The sequence below is a fragment of the Microbacterium sp. F1-18 genome (genome assembly GCF_052921305.1).
In genome coordinates this window covers 133,209-156,345 of record NZ_JBREVD010000006.1, presented here as the reverse complement: position 1 = coordinate 156,345, position 23,137 = coordinate 133,209, and the positions used below count along the sequence as shown (strand labels likewise).

21 protein-coding genes are annotated in these 23,137 nt (G+C 70.2%); 7 read left to right on the top strand and 14 right to left on the bottom strand.

Going from position 1 to position 23,137, the window contains the following annotated elements; all coding sequences use genetic code 11:
• Nucleotides 1-464: 464 nt before the first annotated feature.
• Genes guaA through ACU6RU_RS15690 form a run of 5 tightly spaced genes read right to left on the bottom strand, consistent with a single transcriptional unit; the run spans nucleotide 465 to nucleotide 6,321 of the window.
• Nucleotides 465-2,045, bottom strand: coding sequence for a glutamine-hydrolyzing GMP synthase (gene guaA, locus ACU6RU_RS15710; protein WP_120265311.1), 1,581 nt, complete (start codon nucleotides 2,043-2,045; stop codon nucleotides 465-467).
• Complete coding sequence (locus ACU6RU_RS15705) at nucleotides 2,042-2,563, bottom strand: DUF3817 domain-containing protein (RefSeq protein WP_112617903.1); 522 nt, start codon at nucleotides 2,561-2,563, stop codon at nucleotides 2,042-2,044. The genes guaA and ACU6RU_RS15705 overlap by 4 nt, the downstream gene beginning before the upstream one ends.
• Before the next feature lie 10 nt (nucleotides 2,564-2,573).
• Nucleotides 2,574-3,455: an SURF1 family protein gene (locus tag ACU6RU_RS15700; protein WP_446727017.1), complete on the bottom strand. Its 882-nt coding sequence runs from the start codon at nucleotides 3,453-3,455 to the stop codon at nucleotides 2,574-2,576.
• Between the two features lies 1 nt (nucleotide 3,456).
• Nucleotides 3,457-4,575, bottom strand: a complete 1,119-nt coding sequence (locus ACU6RU_RS15695) for a GuaB3 family IMP dehydrogenase-related protein (RefSeq protein ID WP_120265310.1) — start codon at nucleotides 4,573-4,575, stop codon at nucleotides 3,457-3,459.
• Nucleotides 4,576-4,632: 57 nt separating this feature from the next.
• Nucleotides 4,633-6,321, bottom strand: a complete 1,689-nt coding sequence (locus tag ACU6RU_RS15690) for an ABC-F family ATP-binding cassette domain-containing protein (RefSeq protein ID WP_446727016.1) — start codon at nucleotides 6,319-6,321, stop codon at nucleotides 4,633-4,635.
• A gap of 188 nt (nucleotides 6,322-6,509) precedes the next feature.
• Between ACU6RU_RS15690 and ACU6RU_RS15685 the strand changes: the two genes are divergently transcribed.
• Nucleotides 6,510-7,622 carry an FAD-dependent oxidoreductase gene (locus tag ACU6RU_RS15685; RefSeq protein ID WP_289330161.1) on the top strand — a complete coding sequence of 371 codons (1,113 nt, stop codon included), beginning with the start codon at nucleotides 6,510-6,512 and terminating at the stop codon, nucleotides 7,620-7,622.
• 119 nt (nucleotides 7,623-7,741) lie between these two features.
• Here the strand turns inward: ACU6RU_RS15685 and ACU6RU_RS15680 are convergent, their stop codons facing one another.
• Nucleotides 7,742-8,608, bottom strand: a complete 867-nt coding sequence (locus ACU6RU_RS15680) for an endonuclease domain-containing protein (protein WP_446727015.1) — start codon at nucleotides 8,606-8,608, stop codon at nucleotides 7,742-7,744.
• 188 nt (nucleotides 8,609-8,796) lie between these two features.
• Nucleotides 8,797-10,302 carry an IMP dehydrogenase gene (gene guaB, locus ACU6RU_RS15675; protein WP_446727014.1) on the bottom strand — a complete coding sequence of 502 codons (1,506 nt, stop codon included), beginning with the start codon at nucleotides 10,300-10,302 and terminating at the stop codon, nucleotides 8,797-8,799.
• Nucleotides 10,303-10,553: 251 nt separating this feature from the next.
• Here guaB and ACU6RU_RS15670 point away from each other — a divergent pair, with 251 nt between their 5' ends.
• The 5 genes from ACU6RU_RS15670 to ACU6RU_RS15650 all read left to right on the top strand — a co-directional run bounded on the left by ACU6RU_RS15670 (nucleotide 10,554) and on the right by ACU6RU_RS15650 (nucleotide 15,742).
• The gene (locus ACU6RU_RS15670) at nucleotides 10,554-11,828 is read left to right on the top strand and encodes a branched-chain amino acid ABC transporter permease (protein WP_183045446.1); all 1,275 of its coding nucleotides are present in this window, start codon (nucleotides 10,554-10,556) and stop codon (nucleotides 11,826-11,828) included.
• A 5-nt stretch (nucleotides 11,829-11,833) separates the two neighbouring features.
• A complete protein-coding gene (locus tag ACU6RU_RS15665; protein ID WP_120265305.1) occupies nucleotides 11,834-12,814 on the top strand; it encodes a branched-chain amino acid ABC transporter permease in 981 nt (326 codons plus the stop codon).
• Entirely contained in the window at nucleotides 12,804-13,841 is a 1,038-nt protein-coding gene (locus ACU6RU_RS15660; protein WP_446727013.1) for an ABC transporter ATP-binding protein, read from the top strand. The genes ACU6RU_RS15665 and ACU6RU_RS15660 overlap by 11 nt, the downstream gene beginning before the upstream one ends.
• Nucleotides 13,838-14,560 carry an ABC transporter ATP-binding protein gene (locus ACU6RU_RS15655; RefSeq protein ID WP_091503903.1) on the top strand — a complete coding sequence of 241 codons (723 nt, stop codon included), beginning with the start codon at nucleotides 13,838-13,840 and terminating at the stop codon, nucleotides 14,558-14,560. The genes ACU6RU_RS15660 and ACU6RU_RS15655 overlap by 4 nt, the downstream gene beginning before the upstream one ends.
• A gap of 201 nt (nucleotides 14,561-14,761) precedes the next feature.
• Nucleotides 14,762-15,742, top strand: a complete 981-nt coding sequence (locus ACU6RU_RS15650) for a hypothetical protein (protein ID WP_120265303.1) — start codon at nucleotides 14,762-14,764, stop codon at nucleotides 15,740-15,742.
• A 394-nt stretch (nucleotides 15,743-16,136) separates the two neighbouring features.
• Here ACU6RU_RS15650 and ACU6RU_RS15645 read toward each other — a convergent pair whose 3' ends face one another.
• The 3 genes from ACU6RU_RS15645 to groES all read right to left on the bottom strand — a co-directional run bounded on the left by ACU6RU_RS15645 (nucleotide 16,137) and on the right by groES (nucleotide 19,102).
• Nucleotides 16,137-17,495, bottom strand: a complete 1,359-nt coding sequence (locus ACU6RU_RS15645; RefSeq protein ID WP_120265302.1) for an ABC transporter substrate-binding protein — start codon at nucleotides 17,493-17,495, stop codon at nucleotides 16,137-16,139.
• Between the two features lie 246 nt (nucleotides 17,496-17,741).
• Nucleotides 17,742-18,683 (bottom strand): EamA family transporter RarD, encoded by a 942-nt coding sequence (gene rarD, locus ACU6RU_RS15640; RefSeq protein ID WP_120265301.1) that lies wholly within the window; start codon nucleotides 18,681-18,683, stop codon nucleotides 17,742-17,744.
• A gap of 122 nt (nucleotides 18,684-18,805) precedes the next feature.
• Complete coding sequence (gene groES, locus ACU6RU_RS15635) at nucleotides 18,806-19,102, bottom strand: co-chaperone GroES (RefSeq protein ID WP_023954390.1); 297 nt, start codon at nucleotides 19,100-19,102, stop codon at nucleotides 18,806-18,808.
• A 143-nt stretch (nucleotides 19,103-19,245) separates the two neighbouring features.
• Here groES and ACU6RU_RS15630 point away from each other — a divergent pair, with 143 nt between their 5' ends.
• The gene (locus ACU6RU_RS15630; protein ID WP_446727012.1) at nucleotides 19,246-20,472 is read left to right on the top strand and encodes a THUMP-like domain-containing protein; all 1,227 of its coding nucleotides are present in this window, start codon (nucleotides 19,246-19,248) and stop codon (nucleotides 20,470-20,472) included.
• Here the strand turns inward: ACU6RU_RS15630 and ACU6RU_RS15625 are convergent.
• The 4 genes from ACU6RU_RS15625 to tsaB are packed head-to-tail and all read right to left on the bottom strand — an operon-like array spanning nucleotide 20,451 to nucleotide 23,108.
• Nucleotides 20,451-20,912 (bottom strand): hypothetical protein, encoded by a 462-nt coding sequence (locus tag ACU6RU_RS15625; RefSeq protein WP_289330168.1) that lies wholly within the window; start codon nucleotides 20,910-20,912, stop codon nucleotides 20,451-20,453. The two genes, ACU6RU_RS15630 and ACU6RU_RS15625, sit on opposite strands and share 22 nt — an antisense overlap.
• Complete coding sequence (tsaD, locus tag ACU6RU_RS15620) at nucleotides 20,912-21,976, bottom strand: tRNA (adenosine(37)-N6)-threonylcarbamoyltransferase complex transferase subunit TsaD (RefSeq protein WP_120265298.1); 1,065 nt, start codon at nucleotides 21,974-21,976, stop codon at nucleotides 20,912-20,914. The genes ACU6RU_RS15625 and tsaD overlap by 1 nt, the downstream gene beginning before the upstream one ends.
• Nucleotides 21,973-22,440 carry a ribosomal protein S18-alanine N-acetyltransferase gene (gene rimI, locus ACU6RU_RS15615; protein ID WP_120265297.1) on the bottom strand — a complete coding sequence of 156 codons (468 nt, stop codon included), beginning with the start codon at nucleotides 22,438-22,440 and terminating at the stop codon, nucleotides 21,973-21,975. The genes tsaD and rimI overlap by 4 nt, the downstream gene beginning before the upstream one ends.
• The gene (tsaB, locus tag ACU6RU_RS15610; RefSeq protein WP_120265296.1) at nucleotides 22,437-23,108 is read right to left on the bottom strand and encodes a tRNA (adenosine(37)-N6)-threonylcarbamoyltransferase complex dimerization subunit type 1 TsaB; all 672 of its coding nucleotides are present in this window, start codon (nucleotides 23,106-23,108) and stop codon (nucleotides 22,437-22,439) included. The genes rimI and tsaB overlap by 4 nt, the downstream gene beginning before the upstream one ends.
• Nucleotides 23,109-23,137: the final 29 nt, after the last annotated feature.

Here is a 23,137-nt window from a genome sequence, read left to right as displayed (position 1 = left end):
GAGGTTATTTGGCATTTGACAAGTGCACGCTGTTGAGTTCTCAAGGATCGGACGCTCCCCCAACTGACCTCACAGCCAGCCCAGAGGGCAACTTCACAACCATACCCCACCGACGACACGCTTCGGTTGACGTGGGAACGAAGTTCCTTGCCAGTCGAAGACTGATGTTCGGGGTGGAGGTTCCATCCTAAACGCAAGCGTCTTGTTCTCGCAAGAGGTTTGGGATGGGATTCGTTCTCCGCTTGAGGGGGCGTAGGCCTTCCGGCCCTCTCGCTCTTCCCTGTGGGGCGAACAAGTAATAAGTTACGCGGCTCCCGGCATCGTGGCAAAGCGGTGCGACATCCCGGGCGTGTCGCAACCCGCTCGACGGCCCGCGATCCGCGTGATCATGCGGAAAACGGCGGATGCCGCGGCTGGTTCGGCCGCGGCATCCGCCGTCTCGCTGTCGAGCGTCGCTCGCGCGATCACTCCCACTCGATGGTCCCCGGGGGCTTCGAGGTGACGTCGAGCACCACGCGGTTCACGTCGCGGACCTCGTTCGTGATCCGGTTGGAGATCTTCGACAGCACGTCGTAGGGCAGGCGCGTCCAGTCCGCGGTCATCGCGTCTTCGCTCGAGACGGGACGCAGGACGATCGGATGTCCGTAGGTGCGCCCGTCCCCCTGCACTCCCACCGATCGCACATCGGCGAGCAGCACGACGGGGCATTGCCAGATCTCGGCATCCAGCCCCGCCTTCGTCAGCTCGGCACGGGCGATCGCGTCGGCGTCACGCAGGATCTCGAGACGGTCAGCGGTGACCTCGCCCACGATGCGGATCCCGAGGCCGGGCCCCGGAAACGGCTGGCGTCCGACGATGGCCTCGGGAAGTCCGAGCTCGCGGCCGATGGCGCGGACCTCGTCCTTGAAGAGCGTTCGCAGCGGCTCGATGAGCTCGAACTGCAGGTCTTCGGGCAGGCCGCCCACGTTGTGGTGGCTCTTGATGTTCGCCGTGCCGGCGCCACCGCCGGACTCGACGACATCCGGGTACAGCGTCCCCTGCACGAGGAACCGGATCGGCTCGCCGTCGGCGGCCGCCTCGGCCATCAGGTCGCGCTCGGCCTGCTCGAAGGCGCGGATGAACTCACGCCCGATGATCTTGCGCTTCTGCTCGGGGTCGCTCACGCCGGCGAGGGCCTCGAGGAAACGTTCGCGGGCATCGACCGTGATCAGCCGGACACCCGTCGAGGCGACGTAGTCGTTCTCGACCTGCTCCCTCTCGCCCTTCCGGAGAAGGCCGTGGTCGACGAAGATCGCGGTGAGCTTGTCACCGACCGCCTTGTGCACGAGGGCCGTCGACACGGCCGAGTCGACACCGCCCGAAAGCGCGGAGATCACGCGCCCCGAGCCGACTTGCTCGCGAATGCGCTCAACCTGCTCGGCGATGACGTTGCCGCTGTTCCAGTCGGCCGGGAGCCCCGCCGCCTTGTGCAGGAAGTTCTCGAGCACCTTCTGCCCGTGGTCGGAGTGCTTCACCTCGGGGTGCCACTGCACGCCGTAGAACTTGCGCGTGTCGTTCGCGAAGGCGGCCACGGGCGTGGCTGCTGTGCGAGCGAGCACCTCGAATCCCTCGGGCGCGCGCGAGACCTGGTCTCCGTGACTCATCCAGACGTTCTGCTCGACCGGCTGCCCCTCGAGCAGGGTGCCCTCCGTGACGATGGTCGCGTCGGTGGCGCCGTATTCGCGGAGTCCGGTGTTGGCGACCTCACCGCCCAGGCTCTGGGCCATCACCTGGAATCCGTAGCAGATCCCGAGGGTCGGGACGCCGAGATCGAACACCCCGGGGTCGATCGCCGGGGCGCCGGGTTCGTACACCGACGACGGACCGCCGGAGAGGATGATGCCCACCGGCTCCTTCGCCGCGATCTCCTCGGCGGTCGCGGTGTGCGGGACGAGTTCGCTGTAGACGCCCGCTTCGCGCACGCGACGGGCGATGAGCTGGGCGTACTGCGCGCCGAAGTCGACGACGAGGACAGGACGCTGCGACGTTTCAGTCTGGGTGGTCACCGGGTGCCTTCCGTGGCGGGGATGGATGCGGCGGCCTCAGCGGCTTCGCGCTCGGCGAGGTAGGTCCTCACCTCGCGTGCGACGCGGGCCTCCATGAAGAACGACAGGGCGGGCACGACGCCGCCGAGTGCGAGCAGGATGAAGCGGGGGAACGACCAGCGCATGAGACTCCATACGCGGAAGCAGGAGAACAGATACACGACGTAGAACCAGCCGTGCACGACGAGGATCGCGAGCGAGATGTTGAAGCCGTCGCCCGTCGAGAGCATCTCGCACGAGTTCGTCTGCGGCAGGAACAGCGACCACCACTCGCAGTCGGCACCGGCGATCACGGGCGCGAACCAGAGCAGACCACCCGACCCGCCGGCGAAGAGCTCGGTGTGGATCGGGGTGTACTTCAGGATCATCTCGGCGAGCAGGAGCAGCAGGCCGACACCCGTGATCACCGAACAGATCTGGTAGAAGCGCAGTGCGTTCCGGATCGCCGGGAACGTGGCGAGTTTCGGGGCGCGAGGCATGGGGTCCAGTCTAGTCGCGGCCCGGCGGGACGCTTCCCGCGGCGGGGACGTCAGCGTCCTCGCGTTCGTCCTCGAGGTCTTCGAGCTCTTTCTCCCATGCGTCCTTGGCCAGGCGGTACCACATGTAGAAGGCGAAGCCCGCGAACACCGCCCACTCGACGGCGTAGAAGATGTTGAGCCAGTTCACGTTCGACCGCTCGTCCGGCGCCGGCGAGTGGATCGCGGTCAGGCCCCCGAACGACTCCGCGGACGTGAGGTAGCCGCGGTAGACGTCGAGCCCCGCCGTGTCGTGCCATCGGCTGAGCAGCGCGGCGGGCGACATCCTCGTCATCTCCTGCGCGTCGGCGCCACGACCGGGAAGCGCGGGGCCTTCGTCGGAGATGATGCGCCCCGTGAGGGCGACATCCTGCGGCGGATCGGCGTCGAGTGCCGCCGCGGCGGCATCCGCCTCGGCTCGGTCGGCCGTCCACCCCACCGCGACGGCGAGCGAGGTCGGATCGGACGACCGCGCGGACTCGGGATCGACCCGGAACTGACCGGTCACCCAGTACCCCTCCTCGCCGCGGTCGAAGCGCGACGAGACGACCTCGAAGTCGTCGGCGACGAACGACCCGCGCACCTCCACCCGCTGACCGACCAGCGGCTCGGGCAGGTATTCGCCGGGTTCGGCCACATCGGCGAGCGGGCGCACCTGCTCGGTCTGACCCGGCGGGGGCGGCGAGGTGTCGACGGCGCGCGAGAGCTGCCACTGGCCGAGCCACGCGAACACCGCCGCCACGAGCAGCGCGAAGGCGAGCATGCCCAGCCACCACGGGCGCAGCATGACCTCGCGCAGCGTAGGCGCGAAAGCCGCCGCCGGCGCTGCGGAGGGAGCGGAGTCGATCGAGCTCATGTCACCGCACGCTGTACGGCGCCACCACGACCTCCACGCGCTGGAACTCCTTGAGGTCGGAGTAGCCGGTCGTCGCCATCGACTTCTTCAGCGCGCCGATGAGGTTCGCGGTGCCGTCGGCGACCGGCGCCGGGCCGTAGAGCACCTCTTCGAGCGAGCCGACCTGCTCGACCGCCACACGGCGACCGCGGGGAAGCTGAGCGTGGTGGGCCTCGGGCCCCCAGTGGAAGCCCTGGCCGGGGGCATCCGTCGCGCGCGCCAGGGCGACGCCCAGCATCACGGCGTCGGCACCCATCGCGAGCGCCTTGACGATGTCGCCCGACGTGCCGACGCCGCCATCGGCGATGACATGGACGTAACGCCCGCCCGACTCGTCGAGGTAGTCGCGACGTGCTCCGGCGACGTCGGCCACAGCCGTGGCCATCGGAGCGTGCAGGCCCAGGGTCGCGCGGGTGGTCGAGGCGGCGCCGCCGCCGAAGCCGACGAGCACACCGGCCGCCCCCGTGCGCATGAGGTGCAGGGCAGCGGTGTAGGTCGCCGCGCCGCCGACGATCACCGGGACGTCGAGGTCGTAGATGAACTTCTTGAGATTCAGGGGCTCGTCGACGCTCGAGACGTGCTCGGCCGACACCGTCGTGCCTCGGATGACGAACAGGTCGACGCCCGCGGCGACGACCGTCTCGTACAGCTCCTGCGTGCGCTGCGGGGTGAGCGAGCCGGCCACCGTGACGCCCGCCGCACGGATCTCGGCCAGGCGGTCGCGCACGAGCCCGGGCTTGATCGGTTCGGCGTAGAGCTCCTGCATGCGTCGGGTCGCCGACGCATCAGGCAGTCCCGCGATCTCGGCGAGCAGGGGCTCGGGGTCGTCGTATCGCGTCCAGAGCCCCTCGAGGTCGAGCACGCCCAGGCCACCGAGCTGACCGAGCATGATCGCCGTGCGGGGACTGGTGACGGAGTCCATCGGAGCGCCGAGCACCGGGATCGAGAACTGGAACGCATCGATCGACCAAGCGGTCGACACGTCCTCGGTGTTGCGGGTGCGCCGCGAGGGCACCACCGCGATGTCGTCGAACGCGTAGGCCCGACGGGCGCGCTTGGCGCGGCCGAGCTCGATCTCCATGGTCACCCCTCCAGCCTACCGGCCGGCCCGGACGCGACGTCCGGACCGGCCGCCCGCTCAGCGAGCACGGGCGACGCGCTGCTCGTCCCAGACCGCCTCGCCCGACTCGTAGACGCGTCCGTCTCCACCGAAGACGACGAACCGATCGAACGAGCGCGCGAACCAGCGGTCGTGCGTGACCGCGAGGACCGTCCCCTCGAACGCGGCGAGCGCGTGCTCGAGGGCCTCGGCCGACGTGAGGTCGAGGTTGTCGGTCGGCTCGTCGAGCAGCAGCAGCGTGGCCCCGGAGAGCTCGAGCAGCAGCACCTGGAACCGCGCCTGCTGACCGCCCGAGAGGCTGTCGAAGCTCTGCTCGGCCTGGCGGACGAGCCCGTAGCGGTCCAGCGCCGAGCTCGCGGCATCCCGTGGCATCCCGACTCGGCGGTCGTCGCCCCGATGCAGGATCTCCAGCAGGGTGCGGCCGGCGAACTCCGGATGCCGGTGGGTCTGGGCGAACCAGCCCGGGACGACTCGCGCCCCGAGCGTGACGCTGCCGGCGTGAGCGACCGGCTCGAGGGCGGCACCGACGGTGGTGACGTGCCCGAGCAGCGCGTCGGGCGCTGTGCCGCCGGCTGCGAGCAGCCGCAGGAAGTGGGACTTCCCCGAACCGTTGGAGCCGAGCACGGCCACGCGATCGCCGAACCAGACCTCGAGGTCGAACGGCTGCATGAGGCCGATGAGCTCGAGTCCATCGGCGACGACCGCGCGCTTGCCAGTACGCGACCCGCGCAGGCGCAGCTGGAGGTTCTGCTCGGCCGGGCGCTCCTCGGGCGGGCCGGCCTCCTCGAACCGGCGCAGGCGCGTCTGGGCCGCCCGGTACCGCGAGGCGAAGTCGTCGCTCGCGGCCGCCTTCACCTTCATGTCGGCGACGAACCTCTTCAGTTTCGCGTGCTCCTCGTCCCACCTACGGCGCAGCTCGTCGAGGCGGGCCATCCGGTCGTCGCGGGCGCGGTGGTAGGTCTCGAAGCTCCCGCCGTGGACCCACGCCGTGCTGCCTGCTCCCCCGGCCTCGAGCGTCACGATGCGGTCGGCGGCGCGCGCGAGCAGCTCTCGGTCGTGCGAGACGAGCAGGACCGTCTTGGTCGTCTCGCGCAACCGCTCCTCGAGCCAGCGCTTGCCCGGGACGTCGAGGTAGTTGTCGGGCTCGTCGAGCAGGAGCACCTCATCGGGTCCGCGCAGCAGCGCCTCGAGAGCGAGCCGCTTCTGCTCGCCGCCCGACAGGGTCGTCAGCTCGCGATAGCGCGCCCGCTCGAACGGGACGCCGAGAGCCGCCGTCGTGCAGGTGTCCCATACGGTCTCGTACTCGTAGCCGCCGGCGTCGGCGTAGTCGGCGATCGCGGCGGCGTAGCGCATCTGGGTGTCGAGCTCGTCGGAGGCGATCACGGCGTTCTCGGCGTCATCCAGCTCGCGGGCGGCGAGGCGGACGCGATCGGGCGCGACCGAGATGAGCAGGTCGTGGACGGTCTCACCGGCGACGCCGTGCCCGACGAACTGGTCCATGACCCCGAGCCCGCCGTCGATCTGGACGACGCCGCCGTGGGCCGCGGCATCCCCGCGGATGATGCGCAGCAGCGTCGTCTTTCCCGCGCCGTTCTGACCGATCAGCGCGGTCGTCGAGCCTGCGCCGACACGGAACGTCACCTCGTCGAGCAGCGGCCTGCCGTCGGGGAGGGTGTACGAGACACCTTGGATGTCGAGCGATCCCATCGTGGACCGGGCCTTTCCGCTCCACTGCGGAGCCGACCAGGCTATCGCATCGCGGCGCGCGCCCGCGTACCTCGGAGAATCGGACGAGACTCGGATGCTGGGGCCGAATGCGTCCGAGAATGACGCGATTCTCCGAAGTCGGCCGTAATCGCGCACGGCGGCGCGGCGGCGGGTGGGATGCTGGCCGCATGAGTCGCATCGTGATCATCGGCGCCGGCGTCATGGGCCTCGCCACCGCATGGGCACTGACCCGGCGCGGTGAACGGCCCATCGTGCTCGAGCGCTTCGGGCGCGGACACACGCACGGGGCCTCGCACGGCGAGACACGCAACTTCAACAACGCCTACGCCGACACCCACTACCTCGACCTGCTGCAGCGAGCGCGCGAGGGCTGGGATGCGCTCGGCGAGGTCGGCGGCGAGCCACTGCTGCGGCGGCACGGGCTCGTGACCCACGGGGTCGGCAGTGACCTCGGCGGCGCCGCCGACGGCGACGCGGGGCTCGAGACGATCGCCCGGAGCCTGCGCGAACGCGGCATCCCGGTCGAGATGCTCGCGGCGGCGGAGGCGGGTGCGCGCTGGCCCGGGATGCGGTTCGAGACGGATGTGCTGTTCTCGTCGGACGCCGGTGTCGCGCGGGCGTCGGCGGCGATGCTCGAGCTCGAGCGGCGCGTGCTCGCCGCCGGTGGAGAGGTGCGCTGGGGCGCGCCGGTGACGGGGGTCGACGACCTCGGCGAGCGCGGCGCGCGCGTGCAGCTCGCAGACGGAGGAGAGATCGAGGCGGATGTCGTCGTCGCGACGGTCGGCGCCTGGACCGAGCGCCTGCTGCGCGGCATCCGCTTGCCGCGCCTGACGGTGACCGAAGAGACTCCGGCGCATTTCGCTCCGACGACCGGCCCGTGGCCCTCGTTCAACCATCGGCTCGACCCGGCGCGCTACCCGGCGCCGGTCTACGGCATGCCGACGCCGGGCGAAGGCGTGAAGGTCGGATTCCACCGCGTCGGAGACGTCGTCGACCCTGACGAGCGGCCCCACCGTGTGACGCACCACGACACGCTCGTCGACTACGTGCGCGAATGGATGCCGGGCCTCGACCCGGGCTCCGCTGTACACCTGTCGTGCACCTACACCTCGACCGATGACAGCGCGTTCGTGCTCGACCGCGTCGGCTCGGTCGTGGTGGGCGCGGGGTTCTCGGGCCACGGCTTCAAGTTCGCGCCCGGTGTCGGGGCGACTCTCGCCGACCTCGCCCTCGATGCGGCGGCTCGCGCGGCCGCGCCGTTCCGGCTGCCCGCGGCCTGAACGCGGGCGAGGGCGGTGCGAAGTTCGGAGGATGCGGCGAAGTTCGGACCGATCGGCTCGATCCCTCCGAGTTCGACGCGATTCTCCGAAGTTCGCGGGCGGTCCCTGCCCGGCGCGACTCACGGCCACAGGTGGAGTCGCTGAGCGAGAGCGCGCTGCAGGGTGCGCTGGACGGCGGCACGCTCGTGCACCACCTGCCGGTACGTGAAGCGCAGCACCGTGTAGCCGCGCAGCCGCAGCTCGGCGTCGTGGGCGACGTCCGCGGTGCGCTGCGCGCTCGAGGAGTGGAACGCGAATCCGTCGACCTGAACGACCAGCGCCTCGCCGATGAGGCCGTCGACGAATCGGCCGGCGATGCGGGCCTGTTGCACGACGGCGACACCGCGCTCGCGTAAGGGGGCGAAGATCAGCGTCTCCAGGCCGGAGTCGGATAGTCCCGTCACAGCGGAGGCGAGCTCACGCGCGGCGATGGAGGTCCAGGGCACCGCGCGCAGAGCTTCGGGCGCCAGAGCTTCGGCGCGGGATGCCGATTCCCACACCACGAGCGCCTCGTCGCGCGACAGGCATTGGGCGATGTGGCCGAGAGCGTCCTCGATCCCGGCTTCGAGATCCGACCGCGCGACGGGGCAGAGCGCCCGCGTCCAGTGGGCGCTGACGTCGGCGCCGATGAGGCCCGATGACGAGGCGCGCGGCAAGAGGTGGACGTGGTGTCGTTCGCGAATGCCGTCGGGAACCCACCAGCCGCGCCGCCGCGCGAGCGAGACGCACGTGAGCCTGCCGCCGGCGGATGCCGCGGCGAGCAGGTCGTGCGGAGCCCCGGCGGAGACGCACCACGCGCGGCGCACCATCCGCAGTCCGCCTCCGGCCACGGCCTCGCGCAGCACGCGCACCGGGAACCCGGCTGCGAGCACCGCGCTGCGATGCGCGATACCGCCGGCGGCATCCACCCAGTCGGCCACTTCGGAGGGAGCAGGACGGCGCAGCATCCCGTCATCGTGACGGCGCTTCGCCGCCGCGCGGCATCCGGACCCGAGAACTCGGGACGACAGCGCGCCACGGCGAGCTGGGGAGGAGCCGCCGCGCACGTCCTTCGTCGGAGAATGCGACGAAGGCCGGACGATCCGCGGGGATCGGTCCGACCTTCGTCAGAATCTCCGAGCTTCGGGCCCGGGGATCAGCGCTTGTAGTTCGGGGCTTCCACCACGATCTGAACATCGTGGGGGTGGGACTCCTTGAGCCCGGCCGAGGTGATGCGGACGAACTTGCCGCGAGCCTTGAGCTCTTCGACGGTGCGGGCGCCGACATAGAACATCGACTGCCGCAGTCCCCCGATGAGCTGGTAGGCCACGGCCGACACGGGGCCGCGATAGGCCACCTGGCCCTCGATCCCCTCGGGGATGAGCTTGTCGTCGCTCGGCACATCGGCCTGGAAGTAGCGGTCCTTCGAGTACGAGGTCTTCTTGCCGCGGGTCTGCAGCGCACCGAGCGAACCCATGCCGCGGTACTGCTTGAACTGCTTGCCGCCCTGGAAGACGATCTCGCCCGGCGACTCGTCGGTTCCGGCGAGCAGCGACCCGAGCATGACCGAGTCGGCACCGGCGACGAGGGCCTTGGCGATATCGCCCGAGTACTGCAGGCCGCCGTCGGCGATGATCGGGATGCCGGCTTCGCGCGCGGCCAGCGATGCTTCGTAGATCGCGGTGACCTGGGGAACACCGACTCCGGCGACGACGCGCGTGGTGCAGATCGAGCCCGGCCCGACGCCGACCTTGACGGCATCCACACCCGCGTCGATGAGGGCCTGCGCGCCCTCGCGGGTCGCGACGTTGCCGCCGATGACGTCGATGTGCTCGAAGGATGCGTCGGCCTTGAGCCGCTTGACCATGTCGATGACGCCCGCGGACTGGCCGTTCGCGGTGTCGACCACGATCACGTCGACACCGGCGTCGCGGAGGGCCTCGGCCCGCTGCCACGCGTCACCGAAGAAGCCGATGGCCGCGCCGACGCGCAGGCGTCCCTGGTCGTCCTTCGTGGCGAGGGGGTACTTCTCGCTCTTGTCGAAGTCCTTGATCGTGATGAGCCCCGCGAGCTTGCCCTCGTCGTCGAGGAGGGGCAGCTTCTCGACGCGGTGGTGGGCGAAGAGCGCGATGACCTCGTTCGCACCGATGCCGACCCGCCCGGTGACCAGGTTCTCGCTCGTCATGACGTCGCGCACCGTCGTGGTCTGACGCTCGAAGCCCGAGACGAAGCGCATGTCGCGGTTCGTGACGATGCCGAGCAGATGCCCCTCGTCGTCGATGACCGGCAGTCCCGAGATGCGGTACTGCCCGCAGAGCGCGTCGACCTCTTCGATCGTGGCGTCGGGGGTCGTGGTGATCGGGTCGGTGATCATGCCCGACTCGCTGCGCTTGACCCGGTCGACCATCGCCGCCTGCTCCTCGATGGAGAGGTTGCGGTGGATGATCCCGATGCCGCCTTCGCGGGCGATCGCGATCGCCAGGCGCGCCTCGGTGACGGTGTCCATCGCGGCCGACAGCAGGGGCGTCGCCACGGTGATGCGGCGCGTCACGCGCGACGACGTATCGGCCTCGGACGGGATGACGTCGGTGTGCCCCGGCAGGAGCAGGACGTCGTCGTAGGTGAGGCCGACGAATCCGAACGGGTCGTTGTAGTCGCTCATGCGCACTCCTTGAAAGTCTCAACGATTCTAAGCGCCCGGCGCCGCGCGGCATTCCCGCGCCCGAGATCCGCGAAACGACACACCGCATTCGTTGTTGCGCACCGGAAACACGCAAGCAACAATCAGCGCATACGTTCAGGTGTCGCCGAAGCCACCAGCAGAACCGGTACCTCTCGGCGTTCGTCCACTTATCTCAGGAGGTGCCAGTGGCGATCACTTCGATGACGCGCGCTGCTCGTCGCCCGAGGCGCATGTTCTCGACGTTGATCGCCGGCCTCCTGGCCGCCGTGGCGTTCCTGGGCATCGCCTCCCCCGCCCTCGCCGCAGGCGACGACGCCGAGTCGTTGCCGTTCACGATCGCGGGCAACGTCCGCACCGGCGGTGAACCCGTCGAGGGAGTCACCATCGTCGTGACCGGCGGCGACTTCGAAGCCGAAGGCGAGACGAACGAGAGAGGCAGCTTCTCGATCGGCGTTCCGACCAAGGACGTCGCCTACACCGTCGAGCTCGTCGAAGACAGCCTCCCCTCGGGGGTGTCGGTTCCGGAGGGCTTCGAGTCCACCATCGAGGTGGAGTTCGGCGCGACCAGCACGATCACGCGCAACTTCACCCTCGAAGCGGCCGAGCGGCAGACGACGAGCTTCGTCGACCAGCTGCTCTCCCGCGCGGTCAACGGGCTGAACTTCGGTCTCATGCTGGCCCTCGCCGCGATCGGCCTCTCGCTCGTGTTCGGCACGACGGGACTGTCGAACTTCGCCCACGGCGAGATGGTCACCTTCGGCGCGCTCGCCGCGCTGCTGTTCTCAGCCGGTTTCAGCCTGCCGATCTGGATCGCGATCCCGTTGGCGGTCGCCGTGTCGGCGCTGTTCGGGCTGACGATGGATGCCGGCCTGTGGCGACCGCTGCGACGCCGCGGCCTCGGCACCGTGCAGCTCATGATCGTCTCGATCGGCCTCTCGCTCGCGCTGCGCTACGTCTTCCAGATGTTCGTCGGCGGCGGGACGGCGCAGCTCCCCGGCGGTTCGACCTCGGTCATCCCCGGACTCGGCCCCGTCCGTCTCACCCTCACCGACGTGATCAGCATGGGCGTCTCACTCGTGGTCATCGCCGGCTTCGCCTGGTGGCTGATGCGCACGAGGATCGGCCGCGCGACCCGGGCCGTCTCGGACAACCCCTCGCTCGCCGCGGCCAGCGGCATCGACGTCGACGCGGTGGTCCGGGTCGTCTGGGTGGTCGCCGCAGCCCTCGCCGGCCTGTCCGGTGTGCTGTGGGCCTACTTCCGCCCGGGCATCAAGTGGGACATGGGCACCAGCATCCTGCTGCTCATCTTCGCCGCCGTCACGCTCGGCGGTCTCGGGACCGCCTTCGGCGCGCTCGTGGGCGCCATCATCGTGGGGCTCCTCGTCGAGGTGTCGACGCTGTGGATCCCCTCCGACCTCAAGTACGTCGGCGCGCTGGTCGTGCTGATCGTCATCCTGCTGTTCCGCCCGCAGGGTCTCCTCGGGCGCCGAGAGCGAATCGGATAGGCATCGTGAACTTCCTTCAGATCCTCAGCAACACCGCGGCGCAGATCCTCGCCCCGGCGACCCTCGGATACATCCTCGCCGCCATCGGCCTCTCGGTTCACTTCGGCTTCGCCGGCCTGCTGAACATGGGTGTCGCCGGGTTCATGGCGATCGGCGCCTACGGGTTCGCCATCTCGATCCTCACCTTCGGGCTCGCGTGGCCGGTGGCAGCGCTCGTCGGCCTCATCGCCGCCGTGATCTTCGCGCTCGTCATGGGCATCCCGACCCTCCGGCTGCGCGGCGACTACCTCGCGATCGTGACGATCGCAGCTGCCGAGGTGCTGCGCCTGCTCTTCCTGACGTCGGCGTTCCGCAACCAGACGGGATCGGCCGACGGTCTCTCGGGCTTCCAGGCCGGATTCCGCGCCAGCAACCCGCTTCCTCCCGGTCGGTGGGGTTTCGGGCCGTGGACCTACCAGTCGGACCAGTGGTGGGTCATCATCGTCGGGATCATCACGATCGCGATCGTGGTCGTGCTGGTCTGGCTACTCATGAGCAGCCCGTGGGGGCGCGTCATCCGCGGCATCCGCGAGGACGAGGACGCCGTGCGCTCGCTCGGCAAGAACGTCTTCGCCTTCAAGATGCAGGCGCTCATCGTCGGCGGCGTCATCATCGCGGCGGGCGGCATCGTCACCGCCATGGGGACCAACGTCAACCCGAACGTCTACGTCACCTCGCAGACGTTCTACGTCTGGACGGCGCTGCTGCTCGGCGGCGCCGCCACCATCTTCGGCCCGGTGCTCGGCGCCGTGCTCTTCTGGGTGGTGCGCGCGTTCCTGTCGAACCTGCTGCCGGCCCTCGTCAACATCGGCTGGCTGCCGTTCCTGACCAGCGAGCAGAGCCAGATGCTCGTGTTCGTGCTGGTCGGCGTCGCGCTCATGCTGCTGGTGATCTTCCGCCCGCAGGGCATCCTCGGAAGCAAGAAGGAGCTGACCTTTGTCCGCTGATGTCGTACCCCCGACGCCGCGCCCCAAGGCGACCGGCCTGCACAAAGACGACGGCAGCGGCGAGGTCCGCCCCGGCGTCGCGAAGAACGACCCCATCATCGTCGCCGACGGCGTCAAGCGCGTCTTCGGCGGCCTGACCGCGGTCGATGTCGAGCACCTCGAGATTCCGCGCGGTGCCATCACCGCCCTGATCGGACCGAATGGCGCCGGCAAGACCACGCTGTTCAACCTCCTCACCGGCTTCGACAAGCCCAACGCGGGGTCGTGGTCGTTCGACGGGACCAACCTGGCCGGCATCCCCGCCTTCAAGGCGGCCCGCATGGGCCAGGTGCGCACGTTCCAGCTGACGAAGTCGCTCGGTCTGCTCACGGTGCTCGAGAACATGAAGCTCGGTGCCCCGAAGCAGACCGGCGAGGGGATCTTCGCCGGCATCCTCCCCTTCCTCTGGCGCAAGCAGGAGGCGGAGATCGAGGAGAAGGCGCGGGGCCTGCTCGCGCGGTTCAAGCTCGACACGAAAGAGAAGGACTTCGCCGCGTCGCTCTCGGGCGGACAGCGCAAGCTCCTCGAGATGGCTCGTGCGCTCATGAGCGATCCCGTGCTCGTCATGCTCGACGAGCCGATGGCCGGGGTGAACCCCGCGCTGACGCAGTCGTTGCTCGACCACATCCTCGACCTGAAGGATCTCGGCATGACCGTGGTCTTCGTCGAGCACGACATGCACATGGTGCGCCACATCGCCGACTGGGTGGTCGTGATGGCCGAAGGACGCGTCGTCGCCGAGGGCCCGCCCGACACCGTGATGCAGAACCCCGCCGTGATCGACGCGTATCTCGGCGCGCATCAGGACGTCGACCTCGGCGTCGTGACGGGCCGCCACGCCGGCGAGCTGCCGCCCGAGGCGGAGGAACTCGTCGAGACCGTGCACGAGCTCGACCAGGCGATCGTAGAGGCGCCGACCACGGATGCCGCGGGTGTTCCGGATGCCGCGGATGGCGCGGATGCCGACAAGGATGGGGACCGCAAGTGACCGAGAACGTCGTCGAGCTGTCCGACGTGCACGCGGGGTATCTGCCGGGCGTGAACATCCTCAACGGCGCGAACCTCACCGCCGCCCCCGGTGAGCTCGTGGGGATCATCGGCCCGAACGGCGCCGGCAAGTCCACGATGCTCAAGGCGATCTTCGGTCAGGTGAAGGTGCGCTCCGGTTCGGTGAAGCTGAACGGCGAGGAGATCACGGGGCTGCGCGCCAACAAGCTCGTCTCGAAGGGCGTCGGCTTCGTGCCGCAGACGAACAACGTCTTCCCGAGCCTGACGATCGCCGAGAACCTGCAGATGGGGGCGTACCAGCGACCGAAGGTCGTCGCGGAGCGCACCGACTTCGTGACATCCATCTTCCCCGATCTCGCCAAGCGGCTGCAGCAGCGGGCGGGATCGCTGTCGGGCGGCGAACGTCAGATGGTCGCCATGGGGCGCGCGCTCATGATGGACCCGTACGTCCTGCTGCTCGACGAGCCGTCGGCGGGCCTGTCGCCGTCGCGTCAGGACGAGGCGTTCCTGCGGGTGTCGGAGATCAACAAGGCGGGCGTGACGACGATCATGGTCGAGCAGAACGCCCGGCGCTGCCTGCAGATCTGCGACCGCGGGTACGTCCTCGACCAGGGTCGCGACGCCTACACGGGGACCGGCCGCGAGCTGCTCAACGACCCCAAGGTCATCGGCCTGTACCTCGGCACCCTGGGCACCTGACGCCTGGTTTGGCTGGCTTCGCCTGGTTTGGCTGGCTTCGCCTGGCAGTTCTCGCCCCTTCTCACACGCGGAAGGGGCCTGAGCTGCCAGGCGAAGTGCATTTGACGGCGGCGCTCCTCCCCCACGAGAGAGCTGGGTGGGATGTGCACAGGCGGGGACGCCCGCCCACACGCGGGCCGCGGCCGCCCGCAGGATGAGGGAATGCCGCGACGTCCGGAGCCTTTGCCCGAAGACCTCGACGAGGTGTTCTCGTGCGCCGCGGCATCGGCGTCGGGCATCTCGCCCAAGCGGCTGCGTGCGGCAGACCTCGACACGCCCTTCCGCGGCGTGCGCCGAAGGCGCGGAACAGAGGATGCCGTAGCGTGCGGGCTGCTCGACGACGATCAGGAGGTCCGACGCCGGGTGCTCGACCGCGCGCGAGCCTACTCCCAGATCATGGACGGGCGGGCCTTCTTCTGCGGACGGACGGCAGCGGTGCTCTGGGGGACGAGCGCTCGTCCCCCGAGCGAGCTCGAGGTGGGGGTCGTCGCGCCCGCGCGCGCACCGCGCCGGCACGGCATCCGAGGACGCCAGCTCGCCCCGACGCACGTCGAGGTGACCACTCTCGGAGGCCTGCGGGTGTCGACGCCGGCATCGACGTGGGCGATGCTCGGGCGGGATGCCGGTGTTCGCGAGCTGGTCCGCATCGGCGATGCTCTCGTGCGGGTGCCGCGCGGTGAGCGGGGGCGGCGCCTGCCCGAGGAGCGACTGAGCACGGTCGAGGAGCTGGCTGCCGCCGCCGCCGCGGGGAGACGTGTCGGCTCCGCGAAGCTCGCGGAAGCGCTCGCGCTCATTCGTGAGGGCGCGATGTCGCCGCTGGAGACCGACTTCCGGCTCGTCGTCGTCGCGGCGGGGCTGCCGGAGCCTGTGCTCGACCGTGAGATCCGGGATCGTGCGGGGCGCTTAGCGGGGATCGCGGATGCCGTCTGGCCCGAGTACCGCGTCATCGCCGAGGTCGAGGGCGACCACCACCGCACCTCGAGACGCCAATGGGCGCGCGACATCGAGAAGCACACCGCCTACGTCGCTCTCGGCTTCGAGGTGGTGCGGCTCACCTCCGCGCACATCCGACCCACCGGCTCCGCGGCAGTGGCCCTCGTGGGCGGTGCCCTGCGACGGCGCGGCTGGTCTCCCCCGCGCTGACCACGCTCCGCCTGGCAGCTCGCGCCCACTCACGCCACGAGAGGGGGCGCCGACTGCCAACTCAAGCCCCGACCCCGTCCAGACCGGGGCTCACTTGGCAGCTCGCGCCCGCTCACGCCAAGAGAGGGGGCGCAAACTGCCAACTCGAGCCTCGACCCCGTCCAGACCCGGGCTCACCTGGCAGCTCGCGCCCGCTCACGCCCCGAGAGGGGGCGCCAACTGCCAACTCGAGCCTCGACCCCGTCCAGACCCGGGCTCACCTGGCAGCTCGCGCCCGCTCACGCCAAGAGAGCGGGCAGCAACTGCCAACTCGAACCCCGGCCCCGAGCCCAGCCCGCACCCACCGCACACGACGAGGGCCCCGGCCAGGAGACCGGGGCCCTCGTCGTGGTGATCAGCCGACGCGGACGAACTCGTAGTTGTTGTCGTCGCCGTACTCGAAGACACCGATGGATGCCTCCGTCGGGTCGCCCACCTCGTTGAAGGTGATCGGGCCCGAGACGCCGTCGTAGTCAGCGGCTTCGCCGGCGATGATCAGGTCGGCGCATTCCGCGAAGCTCGTGCACTTCGTGCCGTCACCCGAGCCGCCCGAGACCGCCTGCAGGTTCGCGGCCACGTCGGGGCCCGCCGTCGACCCGGCCTGCAGCGCCGCGAGAGCGAGCAGCACGACCGCGTCATACGACTCCGGCCCGTAGGTGAAGTCCTGAAGCTCGGCGTTGCCGGCACCGGTCCAGAACGCCTGCAGGTTGTCGCGGAAGGTCGCGATCGACGCGGGGTCGACCGCGGGGTAGGTGCCCTTCGCACCCGCCATGGTGCCGGCTTCGAAGTCGTCGCCGAAGTTCGCCAGGTTTCCATCGACGAGGTAGAGCTGCTCGGGGGCCACCTCGGCGCCGATCAGCTCGGGGATGATGGTCTTGACCTCTTCGAACGTGATCAGCGCGATCGCGTCGGGGCCGGCTGCGAGAACATCCTCGACCTGGGCCGAGAAGTTCGTGTCACCGGTGTTGTAGAGCGAGGTTGCGACGACCTCGCCGCCGGCAGCCTCGAACGCGGCCTTGGTGAAGCACGCGAGGCCGGTGCCGTATGCGTCGTTGAGGACGATCATGCCGAGCGTCTCGTTGCCGTCGGCGCCGATCAGGTTGCCGAGCACTTCGCCCTGCAGCACGTCGGAGGGAGCGGTGCGCCAGTACAGGCCGTTGTCCTTGTAGCCGGTGAAGGCCGCGGAGGTGTTGGCGGGCGAGAACTGGATGGCGTTCGCGGCGATCACCTGGTCGATGAACTGCAGCGACGTACCGGAGGAGGCCGCACCGATGATCGCCGTGGCGCCTTCGCCCAGCAGTCGGGGGATCTCGGTCTCGTAGGCCTTGTTGTCGGTGTCACCCGAGTCGCCCTGCTTCAGGTCGATCGTGATGCCCTTGCCCGCGGCGTTGATCTCGGAGGCGGCGAACTCGGTCGCCGAGATCTCGGGCGGGCCGAGGAAGGCGAGGTTGCCGGTCACGGGCAGAGCCGTGCCGATCGTGTAGGTGAGGTCGGTTCCGGGACCGGTCGAGGTCGAGGTGTACTCCGGCGTGTACGACGCGGGCGCGGCCGCGTCGCAGTCGATCGGGAAATCGGCCGAGGTGTTCCCGCCGGCGTCGCCCGACGCAGCGGGTTCGCTGTCTCCGGCACAGCCTGCGAGGACGAGGGCACTCGCGCCGATCACGGCGATACCGCCGAGGACCTTCGCGGTGCGGGAACGGGTGAGAACGCCCATTGTGCTCCTTGATGAGTGGGAACGCGGCACCGAAGCCCCGCGAGGTTGGGGTTAAACCTAGTGGCGCTCTCGCGTCGGCGATGTTGCGATGTGTTAACGGTCTGTTACGCGACCCAATCGTTATCTCCGGCGCCGCGTGAACCCCGACGTTCCGCGGCGGAGCCCGGCGCCACGACCCTCATCGGGCCGATCAGACGAGCCGGAATGCGACGCTGCGGTCAGGCTCCCCGCTCCCGTGCGACGGTCTCAGACGACGGGCGCGACATCGGATGCCGCGTCAGCGCGCTTGGATCGACGAGCGGCGCGCAGCGAGTCGACGCTGAGTACGACGAGGGCGAGCCAGACGAGCCCGAACCCGATCCAGCGCTCGAGCGGCATCGGCTCGCCGAGGATCCAGGCGCCCGTGATGAACTGCAGGATCGGTGCCGCGAACTGCAGCAGACCGATCACCGTGAGGCTGCTGCGCCGCGCACCTGCCGCGAAGAAGAGGAGGGGCACGGCGGTGACGACGCCGGCAAGGGTCACCAGGGCGGTGTGCCCGGGGCTGACCGAGCCGAACATCAGCCCGCCGGTGACGGCGACGACGATCGCCTGGACGATGGCGACGGGTGCGAGCCAGAGCGATTCGAGGGTCAGCCCGCTGACGGCATCCACCGACGGCCCGATCTGCTTCTTCACCAGCCCATAGGTTCCGAAGCTGGCCGCGAGGGTCAGGGCGATCCAGGGGAATGCGCCGTACCCGACGACGATGACGCCGACCGCGACCGCCGCGATACCGATCGCGACCCACTGCGCGACCCGCAGCCGCTCCTTCAGGACGAGCACTCCGAGGAGGACCGTGACGATCGGGTTGATGAAATACCCCAGGCTCCCCTCGATCACGTGGCCGGTGAGGGTGCTGATGAGGAAGACCTGCCAGTTCACGTAGATGAGCAGGCCGGCGACGATCGTCCACAGCACCAGCCGCGGCGTGCGCAGGATTGCGATCAGCTTCCCCCAGGCGCGGAGCACCGTGAGGAGGATCGCGCAGAAGACGAGCGAGAAGAGGATGCGCCACGACACGACCTCGAACGGCCCCATCGGGGCGAGCGTGAGGAAGTAGAGGGGCATGAACCCCCACAGGACGTACGCCGAGAAGGCGTAGATCCCACCCAGGGTGCGCTCACGGGCGGGATCGACGGGTGTCACGAGCCAAGCATAGGACGGTCATGACACGTCGCGGTCGTGACGGACTGCCATCCGCCGCCGCGCTTCTGCCATGACGAAGGCCCGGATGCCATGCACCCGGGCCTTCGTGGAAGAGCTCTGCGTCAGCGGACGACGACGGCGAGGACGTCGCGCGCCGAGAGCACGAGGAACTCGTCAGCGCCGAACTTGACCTCGGTTCCGCCGTACTTGCTGTAGATCACGCGGTCGCCGACGGCGACGTCGAGCGGAACACGGTTGCCGTTGTCATCGATGCGGCCGGGGCCCACCGCCACGACCTCGCCCTCCTGGGGCTTCTCCTTGGCGGTGTCGGGGATGACCAGACCACTCGCAGTGGTCTGCTCGGCCTCGACCTGCTTGATGACGATGCGGTCCTCGAGCGGCTTGATGGAAACCGACACGGTCTACCTCTTTCTTCGACAAGACTTGTTGGCAATCTCACCCTGAGAGTGCCAACTCCGAGTGTAGGGGGACGTTGGCACTCACGCAACGCGAGTGCCAACCTACCGCGGCATCCGCCGCCGCCCCCGCGTAGGCTGTCGTGGTGGATCACGCCGAGCTCTCCGCGTTGCTGACCCCCGAGGGCCTCCGTCTGGTCGACACCCTCCGGATCTCATCGACGGCGGATGCCGCCACCGCGGTCTCGCGGCTGCGGCGCGAGGGCCTCTCCCCCGACCTCGTGTCGGCGGTGGTCGGCCAGGCCCGTCTGCGGGAGCGCGCGCGGGCGAAGTTCGGTCCGTTCGCCGACCGGATGCTGTTCACCCGAGCCGGTCTCGAACAGGCCACGCGTCTCGCGGTCGCCGCGCGTCACGCCGGCCGATTCCGCGATGCCGGCATCGCCCGCGTGGCCGACCTCGGCTGCGGGATCGGCGGCGACGCGCTCGGCTTCGCCGGTATCGGGCTCGAGGTCCTCGCCGTCGACGCCGACGAGATCACCGCCGCCCTGGCCGCCTACAACCTCGCCCCGTTCGGCTCATCGGCCCGGGTACGCCACGGCCGCGCCGAAGAGACCGATCTCACCGGCATCGACGCGGTCTGGCTCGATCCGGCACGTCGAACCTCGGGGCACGGCGAGACGCGTCGCGTCGCGGCATCCGACTACACACCCTCGCTCGAGTGGGCCTTCGGCCTCGCGGAACGGCTGCCGACCGGCATCAAGCTCGGGCCCGCCTTCGACCGTGACGACCTCCCGACCGACGGCGAAGCGCAGTGGATCAGCGCCGATGGGTCGACGATCGAGCTGGTCGTGTGGTCAGGCTCCCTCGCCCGCGCGGGCGCGCGCCGTTCGGCGCTCGTTCTCCGCGGCGACCGTGCCGCCGAGCTCACGGCGCCGGGCGACGCCGCCGACGCCGAGCCGCGCGAGCTCGGCGCTTACCTGCACGAGCCCGACGGCGCCGTCATCCGCGCTCGCCTGATCGGCGACGTGGCCCGCACGCTCGACGCCGGCATGCTCGCCGGCGGGACGGCGTACATGACGTCCGACGCCGGGCGCACCAGTCCGTTCGCCACGACGTTCCGGGTCCGCGAGGTGCTGCCGCTGAAGCCGCGCGACATCGATGCCGCCGTCAAGCGCGCGGGCATCGGCATCCTGGAGATCAAGAAGCGCGGCGTCGACGTCGATCCGGCGCAGTTCCGCAAGAAGCTCACACTGACGGGGAGCGCGTCGGCGACCCTCTTCCTCACCCGCATCGGAGACCGACGCGTCGCCGTCCTCGCGGACCGGGTCGACGCCGACCCCGCCGAAGGGGCTCAGTCCAGCAGCCCGGACTGACTCGCCGACCAGACGAGCCACCCGGCGCTGTACACGATCGACAGCGCCGCCAGGCCGAGCGCCCACACCGCGACGGTGCGGCTCTCCCACGGCCGACGGAAGGCGAGCACGGCCATCACGATCGCGGCGAGGCCGAGCGGGAACGCCCACCCGACGAACAGCGACAGGACGAGGGCGATGATCGCCAGGGCCAACGACCACGCCCCCGATCGGGGCAGGACCTCGGCCGCCGGAGCCCACTGGACCCGCGGCTCAGGCGCGACGGGCTCGATCCGGCCATCGGGCTCGGGAATGTGCAGCAGCGGCGTCGGCTGAGTGAACTCACGCTGGAACCCGCCGCGGTGCTCTCCGGGCAGCGGCGCGGACAGCGGGGCCGGAGCAACGTCGTCGGAGGGCGCATCCACCGCGGGTCGCCGACTGCGCAGCCGGTCGTCGCTCATCAGCGCACCTGGATCTCGGTCACGGGAAGCGTCGAATCAGCGCCGAACGAGAGCGTCGACGGCTCGGCGCCCGAGGAGATGAGCTCGGCGGCGAGCGCCGCGATCATCGCCCCGTTGTCGGTGCACAGGCTCAGCGGCGGGATGCGGACCGCGACTCCGGCGGCAGCGGCGCGTTCGATCGCGACCTCGCGCAGTCGCCGGTTGGCGATGACACCGCCGCCGAGCAGCAGCCGCGGCACGCCGTGCTGAGCGCACGCGTCGAGTGCCTTGGTCACGAGAACATCGACGACGGCTTCGCGGAACGATGCCGCGACGTCGGCGATCGGCACGGTCTCGCCCGCCGCCTGGCGCTGCTCGACCCAGCGCGCCACGGCGGTCTTGAGCCCCGAGAACGAGAAGTCGTACCGGTGCGCGGCCATGTCGGAGGCCCGCGAGAGCCCGCGGGGGAACCGGATCGCGTCGAGGTCGCCGTCCGCCGCGGCGCGATCGATCTCCGGGCCGCCGGGGTAAGGCAGACCGAGGATGCGCGCGATCTTGTCGAATGCCTCGCCGGCGGCGTCATCCATCGTCTCGCCGAGCATCTCGACGTCGGAGACGAGGTCTCGGACGAGGAGGAGCGAGGTGTGTCCGCCACTGACCAGGAGAGCGACGGTGGGGTATTCGACGTCGTCGCCGGTGAGGATGTCGGCGGCGATGTGCCCGACGAGGTGGTTGACGGCGTAGAGCGGCTTCTCGAGCGACACGGCGAGGGCCTTCGCGGCGCCCACGCCGACCATGAGGGCGCCCGCGAGCCCCGGCCCGCTCGTGACGGCGACGGCGTCGAGGTCCGTCAGCGAGACCCCGGCCTCGGCTACGGCGGCCTCGATCGCCGGCTGCAGCGCCTCGAGGTGCGCGCGGGCGGCGACCTCCGGCACGACGCCGCCGTAGCGGGCGTGCTCGGCCATCGAGCTCGCGATCGTATTCGACAGCAGGGTGCGCCCGCGGACGATCCCGATGCCGGTCTCGTCGCAGCTGGTCTCGATCCCCAGCACGAGCGGCTCGGAACGGGTCGGCTCGGTGGTCATCGTTCGGTCCCTCCCTCACCGCGGAGGCTCAGCTGCATGATGATGGCGTCGACGTCGTCCGGTTGGTAGTAGCGCGGCCGGCGCGCGATCTCGACGAAGCCCTCGGAGGCGTAGAGCCGCTGCGCGACCGGGTTGTCGGCGCGCACCTCGAGGAAGACCTCGCGCGCTCCCCGGTCACGGGCCTCGGCGATCAGCGCCCGAAGCAGCCTCCGGCCGCGGCCGGTGCCCCGCCGTGCGGGTTCGAGGGCGAGGGTCTGGATGTCGGCGTCGGCCGCACCGTGCACCGCACGCACGCCGCCGTAGCCGACGACGCGATCGTCCTCGACGTCGACGAGGTACCGGCCGTGCGGCGAGGCGATCTCGGCGGACATGGCCCCGCGGCTCCACGCGTCGGTCGGGAACGACGCTTCCTCGAGCGCCATGATGGCGTCGAGGTCACCGTCCGTGGCGGTGCGCAGGCTCACGTGCCGACCTTCTTCGGCCCGGCGGGAACGGTCACATCGGGGGCACGGAGATACAGCGGCTCCGCGGCGTCGCCGATCGCGATGTCGATCGCTCCCGACGCCAGCCGCTCGGCCGCGACGCGGGCGAGGGCAGCGGCGCTGATCGACGTCGTCTCGGCGAGTTCCGCCGCGGGGGCACCGAAGAGGTCGAGGGGCTCGGTCGCCGCGCGTGGGACGAGGTGCGGATCGACGATGCGCACCGGCATCCCGTTCTCGACGCGGTAGACCGAGACGGCGAGCTCCCGACGGCGGGCATCGGTCACGATCGCGATCGGCTCTCCCTCGACCGGGGCTGCGCCCGGGCTCGCGAACTCGGGATCGACGTGCGCGCGGGCCGCGGCGTCGTGGCTCGCGACCGGGATCAGCGGGATGCCGCGCCCGAGCGCGAACGCGCGCGCGGCGGCGATACCCACCCGCAAGCCCGTGAACGGGCCCGGGCCCATGCCGGCCGCGACGGCAGTGATCTCCGCGGGGCCGACGCCCGCGTCGCCGAAGACGCGCACGAGCAGATCTCCGATGACCTCGGCGTGCCCGCGGGGGTCGGGGCTGACCGCCTCGGCCCGCACGCGACCCGCGGGGTCGACGATCGCGACGGCGGTGCCGATCGAGGTGTCGATGCCCAGAATCACGTCACCCAGGGTAGCCCGGGGTGAGACGC